This is a genomic window from Streptacidiphilus sp. EB103A (genome assembly GCF_041261405.1).
Taxonomy (GTDB): Bacteria; Actinomycetota; Actinomycetes; order Streptomycetales; family Streptomycetaceae; genus Streptacidiphilus.
In genome coordinates, this window is the sequence record NZ_JBGCAQ010000001.1 from 100,540 (window position 1) to 118,707 (window position 18,168).

Annotated in this window: 18 protein-coding genes and 1 CRISPR repeat array; of the genes, 12 read left to right on the forward strand and 6 right to left on the reverse strand. The window is 69.5% G+C overall.

Annotated elements, in window-relative coordinates; translation table 11 throughout:
- Positions 1–32: 32 nt before the first annotated feature.
- From ABH941_RS00425 to ABH941_RS00445, 5 genes are all read left to right on the forward strand, one after another.
- Entirely contained in the window at positions 33–299 is a 267-nt protein-coding gene (locus ABH941_RS00425; RefSeq protein ID WP_370126475.1) for a hypothetical protein, read from the forward strand.
- A 12-nt stretch (positions 300–311) separates the two neighbouring features.
- Positions 312–1,343: a GTP-binding protein gene (locus ABH941_RS00430; protein ID WP_370126476.1), complete on the forward strand. Its 1,032-nt coding sequence runs from the start codon at positions 312–314 to the stop codon at positions 1,341–1,343.
- Complete coding sequence (locus tag ABH941_RS00435) at positions 1,340–2,359, forward strand: WD40 repeat domain-containing protein (protein WP_370126477.1); 1,020 nt, start codon at positions 1,340–1,342, stop codon at positions 2,357–2,359. The genes ABH941_RS00430 and ABH941_RS00435 overlap by 4 nt, the downstream gene beginning before the upstream one ends.
- The gene (locus ABH941_RS00440) at positions 2,329–2,757 is read left to right on the forward strand and encodes a (2Fe-2S) ferredoxin domain-containing protein (protein ID WP_370126478.1); all 429 of its coding nucleotides are present in this window, start codon (positions 2,329–2,331) and stop codon (positions 2,755–2,757) included. The genes ABH941_RS00435 and ABH941_RS00440 overlap by 31 nt, the downstream gene beginning before the upstream one ends.
- Before the next feature lie 90 nt (positions 2,758–2,847).
- On the forward strand, positions 2,848–3,183 hold the full coding sequence (locus ABH941_RS00445) for an ArsR/SmtB family transcription factor (protein WP_370126479.1): 336 nt from the start codon (positions 2,848–2,850) through the stop codon (positions 3,181–3,183).
- 10 nt (positions 3,184–3,193) lie between these two features.
- Here the strand turns inward: ABH941_RS00445 and ABH941_RS00450 are convergent, their stop codons facing one another.
- Genes ABH941_RS00450 through ABH941_RS00470 form a run of 5 tightly spaced genes read right to left on the reverse strand, consistent with a single transcriptional unit; the run spans position 3,194 to position 8,037 of the window.
- Positions 3,194–3,904: a cation transporter gene (locus ABH941_RS00450; RefSeq protein WP_370126480.1), complete on the reverse strand. Its 711-nt coding sequence runs from the start codon at positions 3,902–3,904 to the stop codon at positions 3,194–3,196.
- Positions 3,904–4,239, reverse strand: a complete 336-nt coding sequence (locus ABH941_RS00455) for an ArsR/SmtB family transcription factor (protein ID WP_370126481.1) — start codon at positions 4,237–4,239, stop codon at positions 3,904–3,906. The genes ABH941_RS00450 and ABH941_RS00455 overlap by 1 nt, the downstream gene beginning before the upstream one ends.
- A gap of 54 nt (positions 4,240–4,293) precedes the next feature.
- On the reverse strand, positions 4,294–5,304 hold the full coding sequence (locus tag ABH941_RS00460) for a site-specific integrase (RefSeq protein ID WP_370127049.1): 1,011 nt from the start codon (positions 5,302–5,304) through the stop codon (positions 4,294–4,296).
- A gap of 34 nt (positions 5,305–5,338) precedes the next feature.
- On the reverse strand, positions 5,339–6,523 hold the full coding sequence (locus ABH941_RS00465; protein WP_370126482.1) for a hypothetical protein: 1,185 nt from the start codon (positions 6,521–6,523) through the stop codon (positions 5,339–5,341).
- 50 nt (positions 6,524–6,573) lie between these two features.
- Complete coding sequence (locus ABH941_RS00470) at positions 6,574–8,037, reverse strand: helix-turn-helix domain-containing protein (RefSeq protein ID WP_370126483.1); 1,464 nt, start codon at positions 8,035–8,037, stop codon at positions 6,574–6,576.
- A gap of 455 nt (positions 8,038–8,492) precedes the next feature.
- Here ABH941_RS00470 and ABH941_RS00475 point away from each other — a divergent pair, with 455 nt between their 5' ends.
- The gene (locus ABH941_RS00475; RefSeq protein WP_370126484.1) at positions 8,493–8,948 is read left to right on the forward strand and encodes an ATP-binding protein; all 456 of its coding nucleotides are present in this window, start codon (positions 8,493–8,495) and stop codon (positions 8,946–8,948) included.
- Between the two features lie 120 nt (positions 8,949–9,068).
- Complete coding sequence (locus ABH941_RS00480; RefSeq protein WP_370126485.1) at positions 9,069–10,094, forward strand: NAD-dependent epimerase/dehydratase family protein; 1,026 nt, start codon at positions 9,069–9,071, stop codon at positions 10,092–10,094.
- On the opposite strand, the gene ABH941_RS00485 is transcribed toward ABH941_RS00480, so the two are convergent.
- Positions 10,091–10,921, reverse strand: a complete 831-nt coding sequence (locus ABH941_RS00485; RefSeq protein WP_370127050.1) for a glycosyltransferase family 2 protein — start codon at positions 10,919–10,921, stop codon at positions 10,091–10,093. The two genes, ABH941_RS00480 and ABH941_RS00485, sit on opposite strands and share 4 nt — an antisense overlap.
- Before the next feature lie 52 nt (positions 10,922–10,973).
- Here ABH941_RS00485 and ABH941_RS00490 point away from each other — a divergent pair, with 52 nt between their 5' ends.
- The 5 genes from ABH941_RS00490 (at position 10,974) to ABH941_RS00510 (ending at position 16,915) form a co-directional block, all read left to right on the forward strand.
- On the forward strand, positions 10,974–11,711 hold the full coding sequence (locus ABH941_RS00490; protein ID WP_370126486.1) for a hypothetical protein: 738 nt from the start codon (positions 10,974–10,976) through the stop codon (positions 11,709–11,711).
- 10 nt (positions 11,712–11,721) lie between these two features.
- Positions 11,722–13,056, forward strand: coding sequence for a hypothetical protein (locus tag ABH941_RS00495; protein WP_370126487.1), 1,335 nt, complete (start codon positions 11,722–11,724; stop codon positions 13,054–13,056).
- 14 nt (positions 13,057–13,070) lie between these two features.
- Entirely contained in the window at positions 13,071–14,132 is a 1,062-nt protein-coding gene (locus ABH941_RS00500) for an NAD-dependent epimerase/dehydratase family protein (RefSeq protein WP_370126488.1), read from the forward strand.
- Positions 14,129–15,364 carry a DegT/DnrJ/EryC1/StrS family aminotransferase gene (locus ABH941_RS00505; protein ID WP_370126489.1) on the forward strand — a complete coding sequence of 412 codons (1,236 nt, stop codon included), beginning with the start codon at positions 14,129–14,131 and terminating at the stop codon, positions 15,362–15,364. Before ABH941_RS00500 ends, ABH941_RS00505 begins: the two co-directional genes overlap by 4 nt.
- Positions 15,365–15,535: 171 nt before the next feature.
- Positions 15,536–16,915: a hypothetical protein gene (locus tag ABH941_RS00510; RefSeq protein WP_370126490.1), complete on the forward strand. Its 1,380-nt coding sequence runs from the start codon at positions 15,536–15,538 to the stop codon at positions 16,913–16,915.
- 311 nt (positions 16,916–17,226) lie between these two features.
- Positions 17,227–18,109: direct repeats of the CRISPR family, unit length 29 nt; unit sequence GTGCTCCCCGCCGACGCGGGGGTGTTCCG.
- Positions 18,110–18,168 lie beyond the last annotated feature (59 nt).

Below are 18,168 nucleotides of genomic sequence, written 5' to 3' on the forward strand. Positions count from 1 at the left end.
CCACCCGCACACCGCCAAGGGAGAGCTTCGCCATGCCCAAACCCGCACCCCCGCATGTCACCGCACGCGTGACCGCCCTCAAGGACCACGTCCGGCACCTCCTCACTCTGGACGAGGAGGACATCGTCCTGATCCGCCAACTCGCCTGCAGCGAACCGGGCTGCCCGCCGCTGGAGACCGTGGTCGCGATCCTGCCCCCGGACGGCACCATGCGCCGCTGGACTCTGCACCACCGCGTCGACGACATCACCCCCGACCTGCTCGCCACGGCCCTTGCCCTGCCGCCGTCCACCTCCTGAGGAGACAGACCCATGACCACTCCGGCAATCACCGACACCGACCCCGGCGAGGCGCAGGACACGCGCGTGCCGGTCACCGTCCTGACCGGCTTCCTCGGATCAGGGAAGACCACCCTGCTCAACCGAATTCTCACCGAGCAGCACGGCCTGCGGATCGCCGTCATCGAGAACGAGTTCGGCGAGGTCGGCGTCGACGACGCCCTGGTCCTGGACGCTGAAGAAGAGATCTTCGAGATGAACAACGGCTGCATCTGCTGCACCGTGCGCGGCGACCTCATCCGCATCCTCGGGGCACTGATGCGCCGCCGGGAGCGCTTCGACCAGATCCTGATCGAGACCACCGGCCTGGCCGACCCGGCCCCCGTCGCCCAGACGTTCTTCATGGACGACGAGATCGCCTCCCAACTGCGCCTGGACGCCATCGTCACCCTCGTCGACGCCGCCCACATCCTGGAGCACCTCGACGAGGTCAAACCCGACGGGGTGGAGAACGAAGCCGTCGAACAGATCGCCTTCGCCGACAAGATCGTCCTCAACAAGACCGACCTGGTCCCGGCCGAACGCGTCACCGAGGTCATCTCCCGGATCCGCGCTATCAACGCACCGGTGCAGATCCTGCCCACCCAGCACGCCCGCGTCGACCTCGACCAGATCCTGGACGTCCACGCCTTCGACCTCGACCAGGTCCTCCAGGGAGACCCGACGTTCCTGACCGACACCGAGCACCAGCACGACACCACCGTCACCTCGGTCGGCATCGACCTGCCCGGCGAACTCGACGAGAAACGCCTCAACACCTGGCTCGGCGACCTGCTGCGCACCAAGGGCGGCGACATCTTCCGGTCCAAGGGCATCCTCGCCCTGGCCGGCCAGGAACGGCAGTACGTCTTCCAGGGCGTGCACATGCTCCTCGAAGGCGAGAACGGGCGCCCGTGGCGCGACGGGGAGGAGCGCCGTAACCGTCTGGTGTTCATCGGCCGCAACCTGGACCGCGCCGCTCTCAACGAAGGCTTCGCCGCTTGCCTGGCGGGGGTGCGAGCGTGACCACCACGACTGCGGAGACCACCTGGACCACGGCTGTGGACGATGCGCCGATCGCCGTGGCAACCGCCCGCGACCTGGTCGCCGTCGCCGGCGCGGACGGCACGGCCTGGATCCTGGAGGCCACCACCGGCCAGCCAGTGGGCACCGTCACCCTCCCCGGCGGCCTGCTTGCCGCCGCGTTCTCCCCGGACGCGGCCCACCTCGCCCTGGCGGGACCCGCCGGGCACGCCCTGTGGCGGCGCGCCGACGGGCGGGTCCTGGTGGAGGCCACCGGCGTGTGGTCAAGTGCCGTGCGCTGGGCCTCGGCTGAGCGCGTCGCGGTCGCCTCCGGGCGTCGCGGCCTGGTCCTGGACACCGACGGCAAGCAGCTGTGGGCCACTGAATCCGCCCCCAGCACTGTCACTGACCTGGCCTGGATGCGCGACGGCCGACGCCTGGCCACCTCCGCCTACGGCGCAGTGCGTTGCTACGAGCGCCACCAGACCAACCCCGCCGCCGAATACCGCTACCTCGGCTCGCACCTGGCCATCGCCCTCGCACCCACCGGCAAGTGGATCTGCACCGGCAACCAGGACGCCAGCATCCACATCTGGCGCACCCGCGACGGCAGTGACCTGACCATGCACGGTTACCCCGACAAGATCTCCCGCCTCGCCTTCGACGACACCGGCTTCTGGCTCGCCTGCGACGGCGCCCCCGACATCACCGTCTGGGACTTCTCCGGCAAAGGCCCCGAAGGCACCCGCCCCCGATCACTGCGCGCCCACGAGACCGTCACGGCCCTGGCCTGGCGACCCGGCGGCGCCCGAATCCTGGCCAGCGCAGGCGCCGAGGGCACGGTCGCCCTGTGGAAAGCCACCTCCGGCCGTGGCGGAGCACGCCTGCACCCGGCCCAGGAACGAGAGTTGCCCGACCCGGTCACCGCGCTGGCCTGGGCCGGACCGGGCCTCCTGGTCCTGGCCGACTACGAAGGGCGGGTCCAGGCATGGCCAACGCCACGCGCAATGGCCCGATGATGCTGCACAGCACCGGCAGTCCGTGCACCCTGATGGTCTGCCGGGGCTGCTGCTGCGGCACCCATCGCAAGCACCCTGCCGTCGATCACGACGGACACGTGGCCGTGCTCCGCAAGGCCGCGGCCGAGTCCCCGGGCACCCTGGCGGTGCGCACCACGGACTGCCTGGGACCCTGCGAGCGCTCCAACGTGATCGTCGTCCAACCCTCCACCCGAGGACGACTCGCCGGGGGCCGCGCCCTGTGGCTGGGCTGGGCACTGGACGACGACCTCCTGGACCATGTCGTCGCCTACGCCCGCGCCGGCGGACCCGGCCTTGCGGAACTCCCGCCCGCCCTCGACCTGCACCGCACCGAGCCGTCACGCCTGGCCGCCGCAACACGCGGGCGACGCTACTGATGCCCACATCGACACCACGCCCGGCCCGGCGGTCCGCCGCGATCCACTGCGCGGCGGACCGCCGCTCACCCGCACACGGAAAGAACTGCCATGGGGCACGCACCCGGTGAGCCGGTGAGTCCACCCGCACTCCTGGACGCGGCCACCGCCGAACACCTCGCTGCCACGCTGCAGGCCCTGGCGGCACCATCCCGTTTGCGGATCCTCTCCTGCCTGCGCCAAGGTCCCTGCGCCGCAACGGAACTGGCCGCAGCCGTCGGCATGGAGCACTCCGCCTGCTCCCACCAACTTCGAATCCTGCGCACCCTCAGCCTGGTCACGCGCACCCGCCAGGGCCGTAACGCGGTCTACACGCTGTTCGACCACCACGTCGCCGAACTCCTCGACCAGGCATTCGCCCACGTCGAGCACCTGCGCCTGCCGTAGACCGAGAAGCTCAGACGCAGCACGCACACCCCGGTTGGCAGCCGCACCCGTCGGCCTGCACCGGGCTGGCGGGGCCGGTGACGGGCACTGGGCAGCAGACCTCGCCGCGCCAGGCATCGCGTCCTTCCTTGACCGCCACGCCCGTAACAGCCAGGGCGGCGATCGGGTCGGCCCAGGACCAGCCGAGCAGGAGGTTGGCCAGCAGACCGGCCAGCAGCACGGCGGACAGGTAGGTGCACAGCAGGGTCTGCTTGGAGTCCGCGACCGCCGAAGCGGAGCCCAGTTCGCGCCCCGCGTATCGCTGGGCGGCGGACAGCACCGGCATGACGACCAGCGAGAGGGTAGCCAGGATGATGCCGGTAACGGAGTGCCCAGCCTCATCGGCGCCGGTAAGTGCGCGGGTCGCGTCGGCGGTGACGTAGGCGGCGAGCGCGAAGAACGAGATCGCGATGATGCGCAGGGCGGTCTTCTCGCGGGCCTCGCGCAGGTGGTGGTCGGTGGCGGAGAACTGCCAGGCGACCGCTGCGGCGGAGGAGACCTCGATGACCGAGTCCAGGCCGAAACCGACCAGCGCCGTGGAGGACGCATGGGTACCGGCGGTGATGGCGACGACCGCCTCGGCCACGTTGTAGGTGATCGTCGCCGCGACCAGGAGACGAATGCGCCGAGTCAGCGTGTCGCGACGGGCTGGCGCGACGCCGATGGATATCTCGGCGGCCATCAGCAGCAGCCCTTGTCCGCGGCGTCCATGCAGGCACGATCGGTTGCGACCGCGACGACCGCGGTCCGCAGGTCGTCCAGCGCGTGCCCGAGCCTCGGGTCGGCGAGTTCGTAGCGGGTGCGGCGGCCGACCGGGACGGCGACGACCAGGCCGCAGTCCCGCAGACAGGCCAGATGGTTCGACAGCCGGGTGCGGGAGATCTCGAGCTTGTCGGCCAGATCGGACGGGTGCGCGGGGGCCTCACGCAGAGCCAGGAGGAGTTGGCAGCGGATCGGGTCGGCAAGGGCCCGGCCGAAGCGGGCGAGCACCTCGATCTCAGGAGCAAGAGTCAGCACCCAACGACAGTACAAGAGATCGTGAATTCATGAAAGTATGGACTAATGGCGCGCTCAGGGTTCAGTGCGTGGTCTTGTCCCGTCCAGCGCGGGCGGGGCGGCGGGTGCCACTATCGGTTCCAGGGCCGCTGGCAGGCAATCGTAGGAGCCTGACAACGGCGTTCTGGTGGCCCGGTTCACCCGAAGCTGTGGCCATGTGCGGCCAGAGTGTGGCCGGACGCCTTTGGACGAGGTAGCGCAGGGTGTCATGGCAGAACCGTCCGCACATGCCCTGATCAGGAAAACGGCACGACAAAGCACGAGGCGGAACCTTGCATCACGAAGCCCGATGGTCTCGTAATGCGTAGGTCTCGGGTTCGAATCCCGAAGGCGGCTCACCACACCACCCTGGATGACCTGCAGTTTTGGCCGTCCGACGGGTTGGTCAACGGCCTCGGACTCCTCGTCCGGGGCCGTCTGCGTGAGCGATGCGTGAGCGGACGGCGCGACAGCAGCGGGCGCCGGGGCGGACGGTGCGTCCTCAGGTGGCACGGACGTCGGCTTCCCCGCGCGGGGCACCAGGCGGGCAGCGGCCTCCGCGATCGAGCGGTCGACCTGCGGGAGCAGCGTCGTGTAGGTGTCCGAGGTGATGGTGATCGAGGAGTGCCCGAGCATCTCCTTGATCGCGTGCATGTCTGCCCCGGCCGCGTGGGCGATGGACGCCGCGCCGTGGCGCAGGTCGTGCAGCCGGACCGGCGGCAGGCCGATCTCCTCGAAGAGCTGGCAGAACCGGTCGGAGACCAGGTTGGGGTGCAGCCAGCTGCCGTCGGCCCGGGTGAAGATCCGGCCGGTCTCGACCCAGGCGGTGCCCCACTCCTTGCGGTCGGCCCGCTGGCGGTCTCGGTGGGCGCGCAGGACCGCGACGGTGTCGGTGTCCAGCGCGATGGTCCGCGCGCCGGCGTCGGTCTTCGGGTCGTCCTCGTAGACCTCCCAGCCGTCGACGACCAGCTGCCGGGCCACGGTGAGGAGCTGGCCGTCCAGGTCGCTGTCGGTCCAGCGCTGGCCGCAGGCCTCGCCGCGTCGCAGGGCTCGCGTGCTTCGGAGCGATCACCTTGCCTGGTCAGTCGAGCAGCGCTGCCCGATGCTTCCAGGCGAGGTGAAGGAGAGCGCCGCCGGCGGGTTGCATGGGTTCGTCGTGGGTCAGGCGCATGACGTGGTCGGCGCGGAAAGGGATGCCGGCGGCGCGGCCGGTGCCGTCCTCACGTTCGACGCGGTGGCCTTCGTCGTTGGCGGTGACCAGTTGCTGGAAGGTCTCGTCGAAGAGCGCGGCGTCGAAGACGGCGACGGTGAGCATGTCGGTGACGAAGGTGAGCGGGTCCATGCCCAGGCCGAGCCAGAAGACGCGCAGCGTGCCTTGGTCGCGGGCGCGCAGCAGGGTCCTGTTGAAGTCCCAGGCGTCGTAGTCGATCGGGTGCTGGCTGCTGCCGTAGTCCTCGGTACTGCCGAGGAGTTCCTCGCTGAGCTCGCGGACGATGGAGCGCCACAGGTCGAAGTCGTTGGCCTCGTTCCAGGGGGCGTCGTGCGAAGGCTGGAACATGCCGACGGGCATGACCTGGAAGAGGTTGCCGCCGCTGGCGACCTTGGCGGGGTCGCGCCAGTGCAGGACGAACTCGGCGTCACCGGTGAGGCGGTCGTGACGGATCGCGAGGGTGCTGATGGCGGCCATGACCGGGCGCCGTTGGAGGTCGGTGGGGTCGCCGACCGCAGCCCGGAACGGCGTGCCGTGGACGGACCGGCTGTCGTCGAGCGTGGGGTGGGCGGCGGCGAACTCGTGGGCGGCAGCCTCGCAGATGTCGATGACGTCGAAGTAGGTGCCGCGCCCGAAGGTGAGATCGGGTGCCTTGGTGTCGGTGGTGACGTCCAGCAGGCGGTAGCAGCTGCGGTTCTCGAACAGGCGGGGGCGGGCGAGTTCACCGACGGCATCGGCGTAGCGGCAGTAGATGGTGCCGTCGTCATGGCGTGGTCGCACTGCGTCCAGCTCGGGCGCGTCGCCGTCGATCGCCGTGCCCGGTGCGGTCGGTGTCCAGTTGAGGCGCACAGCTTCCAATGGCACGGGGCGCTCTGGCACCCACTGGGGCTGGGCCAGTAGGCGGGTGCCGGGGATGAACTGGGTTGGGGCGAAGTCCCTGACGGCCAGGCCGGTGAGCTCGTGGCGGTTGGTGTTGAGGTGCGTGCGGGTCCGCAGCCACCTGTCCCGGGTGGCTGCGGGGTTGTTCTCGGTGGAGTCTGGCTCTGCTGTCCCCACGACGCTCCTTCCCTTGCGGCCCGCTGCGACCAGGCCACCTGGCGGCGAGCTTAAGGGTTCAGCAGCAGTGCGCGATGTTTCCAGGCCAGAGCCAAGCATGCCGCTCCCGGTGCTGCCATGGGCTCGTTTCTGAGGAATTGTGTGATGTTCTGTTCGATAAAGGGGATTCCATGGGCGGCAAGCTGCCCGTCCAGATCGGTGACGGTCACGCCCTCCGCGTTCTGGGGTGCGATGTCACCGAACAGCTCGTCGAAGACCGCGTCGTCGACGACCAGCACGCTGGGGATGGTGATGGCGAGAGTAAGGGCGTCGCAGGCCACGCCGAAGGCGTAGGCGCGCACGGTGCCGTTGTCCCGGCCTCGCTGCAGCGCGCGGTACAGGGGCCAGCGGTCGTAGTCGATCGGCTGGCTGGCGCTGCCGTCGAACTCGGGTGCGCCCAGGAGTTCCTCGTTGAGCTCGCGCACGATGTTGCGCCACAGGTCGAAGTCGGCTCCGTCGGGCGGCCCGAGGATGCTGCTGGGTTGGAACTCGCCGGCGGGGATGGCGTCGTAGAGGCCGCCGGCGGTGGCGACCTTGCCCGGGTCGCGCCAGTGGAGGAAGAACGTGGCCTCGCCGTTGCTCCTGCGCCGCAGCAGCAGGGTGGTGATGGCCGGGATCATCGGGCGGATGCGCAGGTCGAACGGGTCGCCCACCGCGCGCCGCAGCGGCAGTTGGCCCCACAGGGAGCGGACGCTCGCGGAGGAGGTGGCGTCGGCCTGTGCGTACTCGTGGCCGATCGCCTCGCACAGGTCGAGTTTCTCGAAGTACGTGGAGAGCGAGAAGGCCAGTTCGCCGATGCCGTCGCCCCAGTGGACATGGGTGAGCCGGTAGCTGGGCCGGTTCTCGAACAGCGTGGGCGAATCGAGGTAGCGAACGGCCTGCGTGTAGCGGGCGAACCGTTGGCCGGGGAGGCGCAGGGGGCGGCTGGCCTGGCCCTCGGGTGCGGAGCCGTCCAGGATCGGCTCCACTGGTTCCGGTTCCCAGCGCAGCACCACTTGGTCCAACGGAACCGGCTGCGCGGGCAGCCAGGTCGGCGGGGCCAGCAGGGAAGTCGTCTCGACGCGCGACCCGGTGTCGTACAGGTCGGCTGCGCCGGCGGCCAGGGCGGCGCGGTTGGCGTTCAGATGGCGGCGGACCGCGCGCCATGCCTGCTGGCTGTTGTGTACCTCCGCGTCGGGCGGGACGGCATCGCGCAACGGTCGTACGCCGCTCTCGCCGGACGCGCTCGGTGAGCGCGGTGCCGGGAGTTGGAACCACAGCAGGTCAGCGGGCATTCGCAGGGTGCGCGCGATGTGGATCAGCGTGTCGAGTTTCTGCGGCGGTCCACCGGCCTCGATCCGGCTGACCTGGGCCTGGGTGAGGCCGAGCCACTCACCGACCGTGCTCTGCGGTACTCCCCGGCGGCCGTACTGCGGCACATGATGCGGATGGCACCGGTAGGCGCGGATGACGTGCCCCATGTGCCGCTCGCTCAAGGCGGTCCGAACCTCGGGTGCGTCCCAGAATTCGCCGGGCAGTGCGGCGGAGAGAGGCCGTCCGGCTGTTGCTGCCGTGCGCAGGCAGGGTGAGCACATCGAAGTTTCTTGGTCCGCTGCCAGGCCTGTTCCGCACGCGCGGCAGCGACGTGCGGAGGTTTTGAGAGGCACAGGCACCGTCGCCTCCAGGCCGGGGCTGCTGTCGGGGGTGACCTGAAGCATAGTCAACTCCCAGTTGCGCCGTGGGCGATCTATACATCCCGTGTATGCCGGGAAACGGATTCCGACATGGAACGGACCCCGCATCAACGGCATCGTCGAGGGTCCGAGTACATCACCCCTTGAGCGGGCCTTCGCCAGCGTGGCGGTCCGGTCCTCAACTCTCGGCAGGAGTAGCTGTGTATCCACCTGTTCCCTCCCTGAACGGGGAGAGGTTCGGTACGGCGTGGCCGCTGGTGCCTTTCGACGGTGCGGTGGCGGTGACCCGTGCCCGTGTCGCGGCGACCCTCCAACTGTGGGGCCTTCACCTGGGCTCCCGTCAGGACGACATCGCGCTCCTGGTGTCCGAACTTGTCACGAACGCCTTGACCTACGGGCGGGGCGAGGTGATCACGATCGGTCTGTACGCCAGCCGCACCGAACAGTCGATGACCCTCGACGTGCTCGACGCGAGCCAGGACCTGCCGACCTTAGAGCTCTCGGGCCCGGACGACGAGCACGGCCGCGGCATGTTCATCGTCGACGCTCTCACCCAGGGCCGCTGGACGACGCAGCGCACCGAGCACGGCAAGCGAATCATCGCCACGCTCCCTCTGCCGCCCGCGCCGCATGACGAGCGCCACAGGCACGCCCTCAACTGCAGGATCCAGGCAGCCCGTCCCCAGCCCTACGTGGTGGAAGCCGCCTCCTGACCGGGGTGCCCGGCCGACAGCTCCTTGAGGGAGCCGCCGGGTACCCCTCCCTCCCTGTTCCAACCGCCGAGCACAGCTGTCAGGCGGAACGGCACAACCCACGTCATGAGGAGTCATGCCATGTCTCTCGAATCGTTGTCCGGGAAGACGGTGCTGGTTACCGGCGCGGGTGGTCTGGTTGGCAGCCGGATCACAGCGCGTCTGCGAGAACTCGGCGCGCGTGCCGTCTCGGTGTGCAAGCTGGACGCGTACCCGCGCGCGGTCTACCGCCAGCAGTTCGGGATCGACACCGCCGACCCGGACTTCGTGGTGGGCGACATCAGCGACCCCGGGGTGATGGAGCGGGCCCTGCCGGGCTGCGACTTCGTGGTCCATGCCGCCGCGCTGGCCGATGTCGCCGCCTGCACACGCCGCCCAATCGACGCCATCGACGCCAACATCATCGGTACCGCACGCGTCCTGGAGGCCGTCGCGGCGACGGCCGGCGTGCAGCGGCTGGTGTTCGTGTCCTCCGCCAGCGTCTACGGCAACGGCCCGGGTGGGCGTGCTGCGCCCGGCCTGTTCGTGGAGGGCTCCGGCATGCGGCCGGTGTCGGTTTACGGCAACACCAAGATGTGGGGCGAGTACCAGACGGCCGCCGTCCTGGGCGCGGCTGGCACCTCGTACACCGTCGTGCGGTACTTCTCAGTCTACGGCGAGCCGCAGGTCGTCAAGCAGGACAGCCATTCCTGGGTGGTCGCCTGGTTCGCCATGCGCGCGGCCCTCGGGCTCCCGCTGCACCTGAACGGCGGCGGCCACCAGATCCGCGACTTCGTCCACGTCGACGACATCGCCACCGGAACGCTCCAGGCGCTCGTGGCCCCGGGGGCGCACAACCAGACCGTGAACATCGGCACCGGGACCGGGACGTCGATCCGTCAGATCGCCGAACTGGTCCGCATCCGCTACCCGAACGCGCCGCTGGTGGAGACGCCGATGCCACTGGGCGACCCGGAAGGCGGTTACGCCGATACCCGGCACATGGAGGAGGTCCTGGGATGGCGGCCCGGCATCACCGTGGCGGAGGGCATCCGCCGCTATACCTGCTGGCTGGAGCGCACTCCCGAAGCGATCCCGGTATGGCTGCGCGACGCCCCCGCCGCCTAGACCACCGGCGGGCGCCCGAGACGGGTCAGGGCCCACACCGTTCGCCAGCGCATCGGCCGACGCGGACCGCACGGTGTGCGCCAGCCCTCGGCGAAGCCCTTGAACCACGCCTTGAGCCCGGCCGCGTCGCGGGTGCGGGCCACGATGAGCGCCACCCAGACGCCGAGGTAGACCGGCACCAGGAGAGCGGGGAGGTTGCGTCGGGCGAGATAGACCCGGTTGCGGGCATTGACCCGGTAGAAGAACGCGTGCCGCGTCGGCGAGGTGCGCGGGTGCTGCAGCAGCAGCTCAGGGGCGTAGAGCACCTTCCAGCCCGCGTCCACCGCCCGCCAGGCCATGTCGGTCTCCTCATGCGCGAAGAAGAACGCGTCCGGCCAGTCGCCGACCTGGGCCAGCATCGGCTGCGCCAGGACGTGGGCACCGCCCAGGAAGGTGGTCACGTAGCCGCCGCGCATCGGATCGCCGGCCCGCAGCCGCGGGACGTGACGGCGCTGGGTGACTCCGGTCTCGTCCGCGATCCGAAAGCTCACGATGCCCAGGCCCGGGTCGGCCGCGAACAGCTCACCGATCCGAGTGAACACCCCGTCCTGGGTCAGCAATCCGTCGTCGTCCAGGTCCAGCACCAGGTCCACGTCCCGCAGCCGCTCCAGCGCGGCGTTCCGGCCGCCGGTCACACCCAGGTTCTCCGGCAGCTCCACCGTTTCCACCCAGGGCGGCAGACCCTCCAGGGAGCACCCGTTGCCCACCACCACGGTCCGGGCCGCCGGAGTGGTCTGGGAGGCGACCGACGCCAACAGCGCGGCCAGTTCCTTGGGCCGGGTGCCCATCGTCACGACCGCCACGCCCAGCTTCACGCGCACAACCTCTTCAAGGAGTCCGATGTCCTCACAAGCGTCGCAGCCTAACGCCTCCCTACAGGGCCGGGCCGCCAGCGCAGCCCCACCGGCCCAGCAGAGCATGGACAGGGCCGCCCTGGACTGGATCACCAGCCGTCGGCCGGCCTTCACAACACCCCCACCGCAGCGGGTACGCGAGGCCACCGCGCTCATCCCCTCAGCGGCATGGTTCTGCGACGCCGCCCGGGTCGACTCCATCCACGGCGTCCGGCACAACGCCCGCGTCAGCCTCTTGGGCGCTGTCCTGGCCCAGGAGTACGACCTGGACCACGATGCCGCGACGGCGCTGAGCGTGGCCGGGGCCATCCACGATTGCCGCCGCCACGACGACCGGGAGGACCCCGGCCACGGGCAGCGCGCGGCCGACTGGCTCCAGCAGAACGCTGACCAGATCACCGCTGCCCTCAGCGTCGGTCTGGCCGCCGAGTGGCTGCAGCCGGCCGTCCTGGCCATCGCGCTGCACGACATCCCCTACCAGGCGTTCACGCCCACCCAGCAGCGCGCGTACACCCGCTGGCCGCACCTGGTGGACCTGCTCAAAGCCGCCGACTGCCTGGACCGCTACCGACTGCCCCGCACCAGTTGGTGGCCTGACACCTCACGCCTGCGCGTCACCGTCCCTGGCTGGCTCCACCCCTTCGCGTTCGACCTCATGGTCAGCAGCGAGCAAGCCCGACTCGACAGGGCCGACAACCAGACAGCCCTCACCCCCACGCGATAGGAGGACCGGCGTGTTCAGCGACTGGGACGATGTGCATACCGAGTACTCCAGCACCGGCGAGCGGGCCTCGCTGGCCGGGCTGACCGCCACCGAAGGCGACTGGCGCCGCCGCCTGGAACACGACACCCCCGGCGGCTGGCTGCTGCGCGGCAACTCGATGCTGGAGACCCTGGCCAGCGGACGTCCGATCTACCTGATGCACACCACCACTGCCCTGGACGCCATCCGCACCAGCGGACAGCTCTACCAGGCCGCCGGATGCCTGGTCGGATCGCTGTACTGCGCACCGCTGTTCACCGAACCGAGCGGTCTGCGCCCGCACAACCTGGGCTCGTACCTACTGGAGACCAAGCAGGACCGCCGCGTGCTGGCCTTCGAGATCACCCCCGACGATCCCACTCCCCTCAAGGGCCTGGACTACCTGCGGCTGGGCCGCGTCCATCTGCGCACCTACCTGGACCACCGCAGCTTCCTGACCGACCGCGAATGCGAGGGGCTCCACCAGGCCGCCACCGACAGGGTCCACGCCACAGCCGATCTCCTGGACGTCCTGCTGGCGAACGCCTGCGGCACCCGCACCCCGGCGGACAAGTTCGTCGACCGCCTGGCCTGCGCCATTCCGGCTTTCCCGTTCCTGGGCTACCTCTACTTCGAGGTGTTGTCGGAGTACCTGATGCTCCACTCCACCAGCCGCCAGACCAAGGAGATGGCCGAAGCCGGGGAGCTGAACAACCGGCTCTACAAGCAGCTGGCCTTCTCCGCGGTCGCCACCATGGACCGGCTCTTCGACCTCGCGCTCTTCCACCCCAGCCACACCACGCTCCTGGACCTCATCGGACGCATCGAACCGACCCTGGCCGCCGGAGTTGCCGAGTACACCCGCAACCGCCTCTCCCACCAGTTCGCCTGCATCGCGCTCGACGCGGACCAGGACGCGGCAAGCGTGACCTTCCAGGGAGCGGACTTCGACACCCTGACGGCCACCGCGCCGAGCCTGCTGGGCCAACTGCTCTTCCGCGAGATGCGCACCAACCCCCGCTACCCGCAACTGTTCCCCGTCTTCGAGCAGACCAAGGCCCTGGAGGCGTGCGCCTACTGGAACGCCCAGGGAATCGCCACCCCCTTCAACGGCACCATCCCCAAGGGCGAGATCGGCATCAACCTCGCCTACCCCAAGGCCCGGCACCGCGTCTGGACAGCCGACATCAGTGCCGACGGCCTGCTCCACCCGGACGAGGAACTCGACGTGACCCTCATCCCACGACTCACCGACCTGCGCAGCACCGCGCTGGGCTACGCCGCCTTCACGCGGCAGCCCCTGAACGCCCCCCACCACAGCGAATGAGAAGGAGACCCCGCATGCGCATCGCCCTGCTCGGTGGCGCCGGTTACCTCGGCGCAGTCGCCAGCCACTACCTCGCGGCCCTCGGCCACCATGTCACCGCGGTCGACGGACTCATCTACCTGCGCGACGACGACCCGCACCGACTGCTGCCCACCGCCGCGCAGTTCGTCCACGCCGACCTACGCGACCCCGCCGCGCTTCGACGGGCATGCGTCGACGCCGATGCGGTCGTGCACCTGGGCGGCCTGGTCGGCGAACCCGCCTGCGCGGTCGACGAACAACTCGCCGTGGAACTCAACTACGCCTCGCCCGTCCTGGCCGCCGAAGCGGCAGCCTCCACCGACGTCCCGCACTACGTCTTCTTCTCGTCATGCAGCGTCTACGGCAGCCACGAGGGAACGGTCGACGAGGACACCACCACCAACCCGCTGGGCATCTACGCCCGAACCAAAGTCCTGGCAGAACGGCGGATCGCCGCAATAATGACGGACGACCAGAGCCTGACCGTGCTGCGGCTGGCAACTGTCCACGGCCGCTCACCGCGCCAGCGGCTGGACTCGGTCGTCAACCGCATGACCGCCCGGGCCGTCGCGACCGGCCGCATCCCGCTCAACGGCGGAGCGCAGCGCCGCCCACTGGTCCACGTCAGCGACGTAGCGGGCGTGCTCGCGGCCGTGCTCAGGACACCCCAAGGCCACCGGACCTTCAATGTGGGAGCAGACCGGGAGAACTTCACCATCGCGGAGATCGCCGAAACGGTCGAGGCAGCCGTGCCAGGAGCGCGGATCGACCGGGGGCCGGAGCGCGACGAAGCCGACGCACGGGACTACCGGACCAGCTTCGCCCGCCTCGCCGACGCCTTCCCCGACCTGTCCTCGACACCGCTTGAGGACGGCGTCCGCGCGATTGCCCAGGCCGTGGCCGCCAAGGAACTAGGTGACCCCGACCTGCCCGAGTACGACAACCACAAGGGCCTGATCGTCTCGCTCAGCCGCGGTCGCATCCAGGCGCTGGGCTCACCGGACTGCCAGCGCCTCCACACCGAGTACGCAACCGCGACCTGGAGCGCCCGATGACCGACACCGACCTGCTGCCGTTCCTGCCGTGGAACCGGCCCTCCATCGGTGCCGAGGAGATCGCCGAGGTCACCGACACCCTCTGCTCCGGCTGGCTCACGCACGGACCCAAAGCCGCACGATTCGAGGAAACCGTCCGCAAGGCCCTCGGAGTTGAGGACTCCTTCGCGGTCTCCTCCTGCACCGCTGCCCTGCACCTCGCGTTCCTCGCTTCCGGCATCGGGAACGGCGACGAGGTGATCACCCCGAGCCTGACGTTCTGCGCCGCACCCAACGCAGTGCTGCAGACCGGTGCCACCCCCGTCTTCGTCGACGTCGAACCCCTCACCTACAACATTGACCCGCACGCGGCCGAGGCCGCGATCACCGACCGCACCAAGGCCATCGTGGTCATGCACTACGGCGGACACCCCTGCGACCTGCGCGCCTTCCGCAAGCTCGCCGATGACCACGGACTCCTGCTGATCGAAGACGCCGCCCACGCCCTGCACGCCAGCCGCGACGGCCACCGCGCCGGCAGCATCGGCGACCTCGCAGTCTTCAGCTTCTACGCGAACAAGGTCATGACCACCGGCGAGGGCGGCATGCTAGTCGGCCGCGCCGACCTGGTCCACCGCGCCCGACTCCTCGGCCGACACGGCATCGACTCCTCAATCTGGAAACGACACGGCACCCGCAACACCGCCGCCTACGAGGTCACCGTCCCCGGCCTGAAGTACGTCATGTCCGACGTCACCGCAGCCATCGGCGTCCAGCAGTTCCGCAAGCTCCCCGCCTTCACCGCACGCCGCGCCGAAATCGCCGCCACCTACACCAGCGCCCTGTCCGGCCTGCCCGGCCTGGCCACACCCAAAGTCCTGCCGTCCGTGGAACCCGGCTGGTTCCTCTACTCGATCTTCATCGACGACACGGCACCCGCCAGCCGGGACGAAACCGCCGAACTCCTACGGACCCGCTACAAGATCGGCACCAGCCAGCACTTCCGCCCCGTCCACACACTCGGCATCTACGCCCAGGCACAGGCACACCCGCTGACCGTCACCGAAACGGTCGCACGGCAGCAGCTCTCCCTCCCCTGCTACCCCGACATGACCTCACGGGAGACAGCCCGCGTGACCGACGCCCTTCAGTCCCTCTGGGGCGAGAGAGCCGAGGCGGCCGCACGCGCGCCTGGCAGGACAGCCACAACCGATGACCGCTGTCTCGGGTACAGCGGCGCCGACAGCTTCTGAGGTCTAGCTTCAGCCATCGCAAGACTCAAGGGTCCGGGGGCGGAGGAGCGGCGCACTTCTCGGTTGTTCGTGTACCTTCCTGCGCGCGGATGCGTACTTGCGTACGCCCCGGACGGTAGCCCTAGCGTCCAGCCTTGGCATGCACCGCTCGGGACACAGTCGGGGGGCACCATGACGGACGCAGCGAAGCCGGCGGAGGAGATACTGAGTGACCTGGTCAAGAAGGCGCACGTCCAGGTGCGTTCATCCGGCGAACTGGTCACCTGTATAGCAGGGGAGGTGTCTGCCGAGAACGAGCGGCGGGAAGAGAAGAAGCTGGCCGTTCTCCGCAGGCGGGATGGGTTTCGCGCACTCAGCGAACGGGGCGTCGGCCGGACAGTCGAGCTCACGCCGTGGCAGGTGCTCCATGCCATCGGACGCGGACTTGTCCTGGCGAGGCAGGGCGCAGGGCGCGGTCTCGCCGAGCACTGGCAGAGCTTGAAGTACTGCCAGGCGCTGGATCGCGATCGAGGCGGCTATCTGGCGCTATCTGGAGAGGGACGGAATCCGGAACGCTACTACAAGGCAACCCAGTCGTCGGAAATCGGTATCGGCTTCGCCCTCGTGGTCGCCGAGCAGTTGCTCAAGAAGCGATACCCGGACCATGTGGTGTCCGTGATCGACTCTGACATCGCGCTCCAGGCCGGCTGGCCGCTAAAGAACAAGGGGCAGGCCAAGGGAAAACGCCCTGAGGCCCTGCTGCGTCGGCCCAACTTCCTCCTGGAGGTCTGGCGTCCAGGGGAGCCCTCCCGGGTCTTTGAAGTGGCCAGCAAGGGCACCCATGGAAAGCCCGCTCAGGTGTACAGCCAATTGGAGAAGGGCACCGCGCACCTGGACGCGGTACACATCGGCCGCTACGGCCAGACGCCGAGTCTCCTCATCGGTACCGAGCTCGCCGAGAAGGGCGGCATCGTAGTGCACATTCTCGAAGCCCCCGGCAACGTCCTTCTCCGCCCCGGCAGCAAGGAGCCGGAGGAGCCGAACCTGGACGCCAAACTCGACGAGGGGAACGAGAGTACGTTGATGACGATGCACAGTGGTTGGGACGGCGGGGATCTCAACAACTACGGCTTCCAGGTGAAGGCCGAGAAGTTCGGCTGGTTCAGCCAGGTACTCGCCCGTTCGGAAGCCGCCGCGCTGATGGCGTTCACCGGGGGAGGTCGGCCAACAGCCCAGTACCTGACGAGGGAGCAGGGCAAGCGCTTCTTCGATATCCCTGCATACGCTGGCGCCGACAGCGTGAGCGATGCCGAGCACCGCATCTGCGGCATCGACTTCAGCGGCACCGACCATGTATTCCGGCTCAACAAGACTCGGGTGGAGGCATTTTCCGGCCTCGCGGACGGGCTCTACAATCGGCTCCAGCAAGGGCGTCTTGCCGACTGCAGGCGCGAGGTCTACGCGATGCAGCCTGAACTGGAGTTCGCAGACGGCGATCCGGAGTGGGGACCGGTCTCTGTTCGTCCGGACGGCACTGTGATGGCAATCCGCGTCCTTCCGCCCACAGTCTGAGAAGCTGCCCGCACGGCCCCGAGGAGCCAGCAACACTCCAGGATGAGCCCGGATCCACCGGCCCCTGACCGGCGGACGGTGTGTGCTACAGCTTCCCCCGCAGGCATTGCACAGATGCCTGCGAGAACTCCGGGATTCCGGACGGGCCCGCCATCACTGGGCGGCCGACCGCAGGCGGCATGGCCCGTGCGGTCGGTGGCGTTGAGCCGCCTCCCTTCACGGACTGTGCCCTCGGATGCGATACATGGAGTCGGGATGCGAGAACAGGCAAAGGAACCGCAAAGCCTCAACTAGACTGCAGGTCGCGAAGTGTGCTCCCCGCCGACGCGGGGGTGTTCCGCAGAGCATGAGGCTGATGTGGGTGTCGTTCACGTGCTCCCCGCCGACGCGGGGGTGTTCCGCGGAAACCCCGCCGGCACCTGGGGGCGTAGGTGTGCTCCCCGCCGACGCGGGGGTGTTCCGTCGTCGCCCTCGTTCGGTCCGGGGGCGCGGCAGTGCTCCCCGCCGACGCGGGGGTGTTCCGAACCCGGTGATCTCACTGGGCCATGACAGCAGGTGCTCCCCGCCGACGCGGGGGTGTTCCAGCACCGCGAGGACCGGGCCAACGCCCGCGCCGGTGCTCCCCGCCGACGCGGGGGTGTTCCGTTGGAGGCCCGCTCCTCGATCATGACAGGGCCGTGCTCCCCGCCGACGCGGGGGTGTTCCGCCGCGCAGCTTCTCGGCGGCTTCTCGAAGGGTGTGCTCCCCGCCGACGCGGGGGTGTTCCGCTGGTCCGGGCCGGACTGTGGCACGAGGCCGAGTGCTCCCCGCCGACGCGGGGGTGTTCCGTTCCGCGAACCGAGAGGAAACCGTCGTGGCTGGTGCTCCCCGCCGACGCGGGGGTGTTCCGGTTCCGATCCCCGCCCCCGGGCCGGAGATCGGGTGCTCCCCGCCGACGCGGGGGTGTTCCGCCCCTGCGACCCCTGCAACCCATCCCCGGGAAGTGCTCCCCGCCGACGCGGGGGTGTTCCGCGCACGACCCGCCGGGCGGCGGTTGGTCCCGCGTGCTCCCCGCCGACGCGGGGGTGTTCCGCTCGCGGAGACCATCGCCGCGTTCCCCGACGCGTCCTCCCCGCCGACGCGGGGGTGGTCCGTTCATTGACTGCGCCGCGTTCAGCACGGTGCTGTCCTCCTCGCTGACGGGGGGTCCGCCGACCGGATCCTCGTCAGCTGCGCGACGCTCATCCTCCCCACCGAGTGGGGATGTTCCTATG

Bases quoted from the DNA above. Each gene is read 5' to 3' on its own strand.
- ABH941_RS00440 (WP_370126478.1), top strand. From the start codon at position 2,329: ATGGCCAACGCCACGCGCAATGGCCCGATGATGCTGCACAGCACCGGC.
- ABH941_RS00500 (WP_370126488.1), top strand. From the start codon at position 13,071: ATGCGCATCGCCCTGCTCGGTGGCGCCGGTTACCTCGGCGCAGTCGCC.
- ABH941_RS00510 (WP_370126490.1), top strand. From the start codon at position 15,536: ATGACGGACGCAGCGAAGCCGGCGGAGGAGATACTGAGTGACCTGGTC.
- ABH941_RS00490 (WP_370126486.1), top strand. From the start codon at position 10,974: ATGTCCTCACAAGCGTCGCAGCCTAACGCCTCCCTACAGGGCCGGGCC.
- ABH941_RS00480 (WP_370126485.1), top strand. From the start codon at position 9,069: ATGTCTCTCGAATCGTTGTCCGGGAAGACGGTGCTGGTTACCGGCGCG.
- ABH941_RS00430 (WP_370126476.1), top strand. From the start codon at position 312: ATGACCACTCCGGCAATCACCGACACCGACCCCGGCGAGGCGCAGGAC.
- ABH941_RS00450 (WP_370126480.1), bottom strand. From the start codon at position 3,904: ATGGCCGCCGAGATATCCATCGGCGTCGCGCCAGCCCGTCGCGACACG.
- ABH941_RS00505 (WP_370126489.1), top strand. From the start codon at position 14,129: ATGACCGACACCGACCTGCTGCCGTTCCTGCCGTGGAACCGGCCCTCC.
- ABH941_RS00445 (WP_370126479.1), top strand. From the start codon at position 2,848: ATGGGGCACGCACCCGGTGAGCCGGTGAGTCCACCCGCACTCCTGGAC.
- ABH941_RS00425 (WP_370126475.1), top strand. From the start codon at position 33: ATGCCCAAACCCGCACCCCCGCATGTCACCGCACGCGTGACCGCCCTC.
- ABH941_RS00485 (WP_370127050.1), bottom strand. From the start codon at position 10,921: ATGGGCACCCGGCCCAAGGAACTGGCCGCGCTGTTGGCGTCGGTCGCC.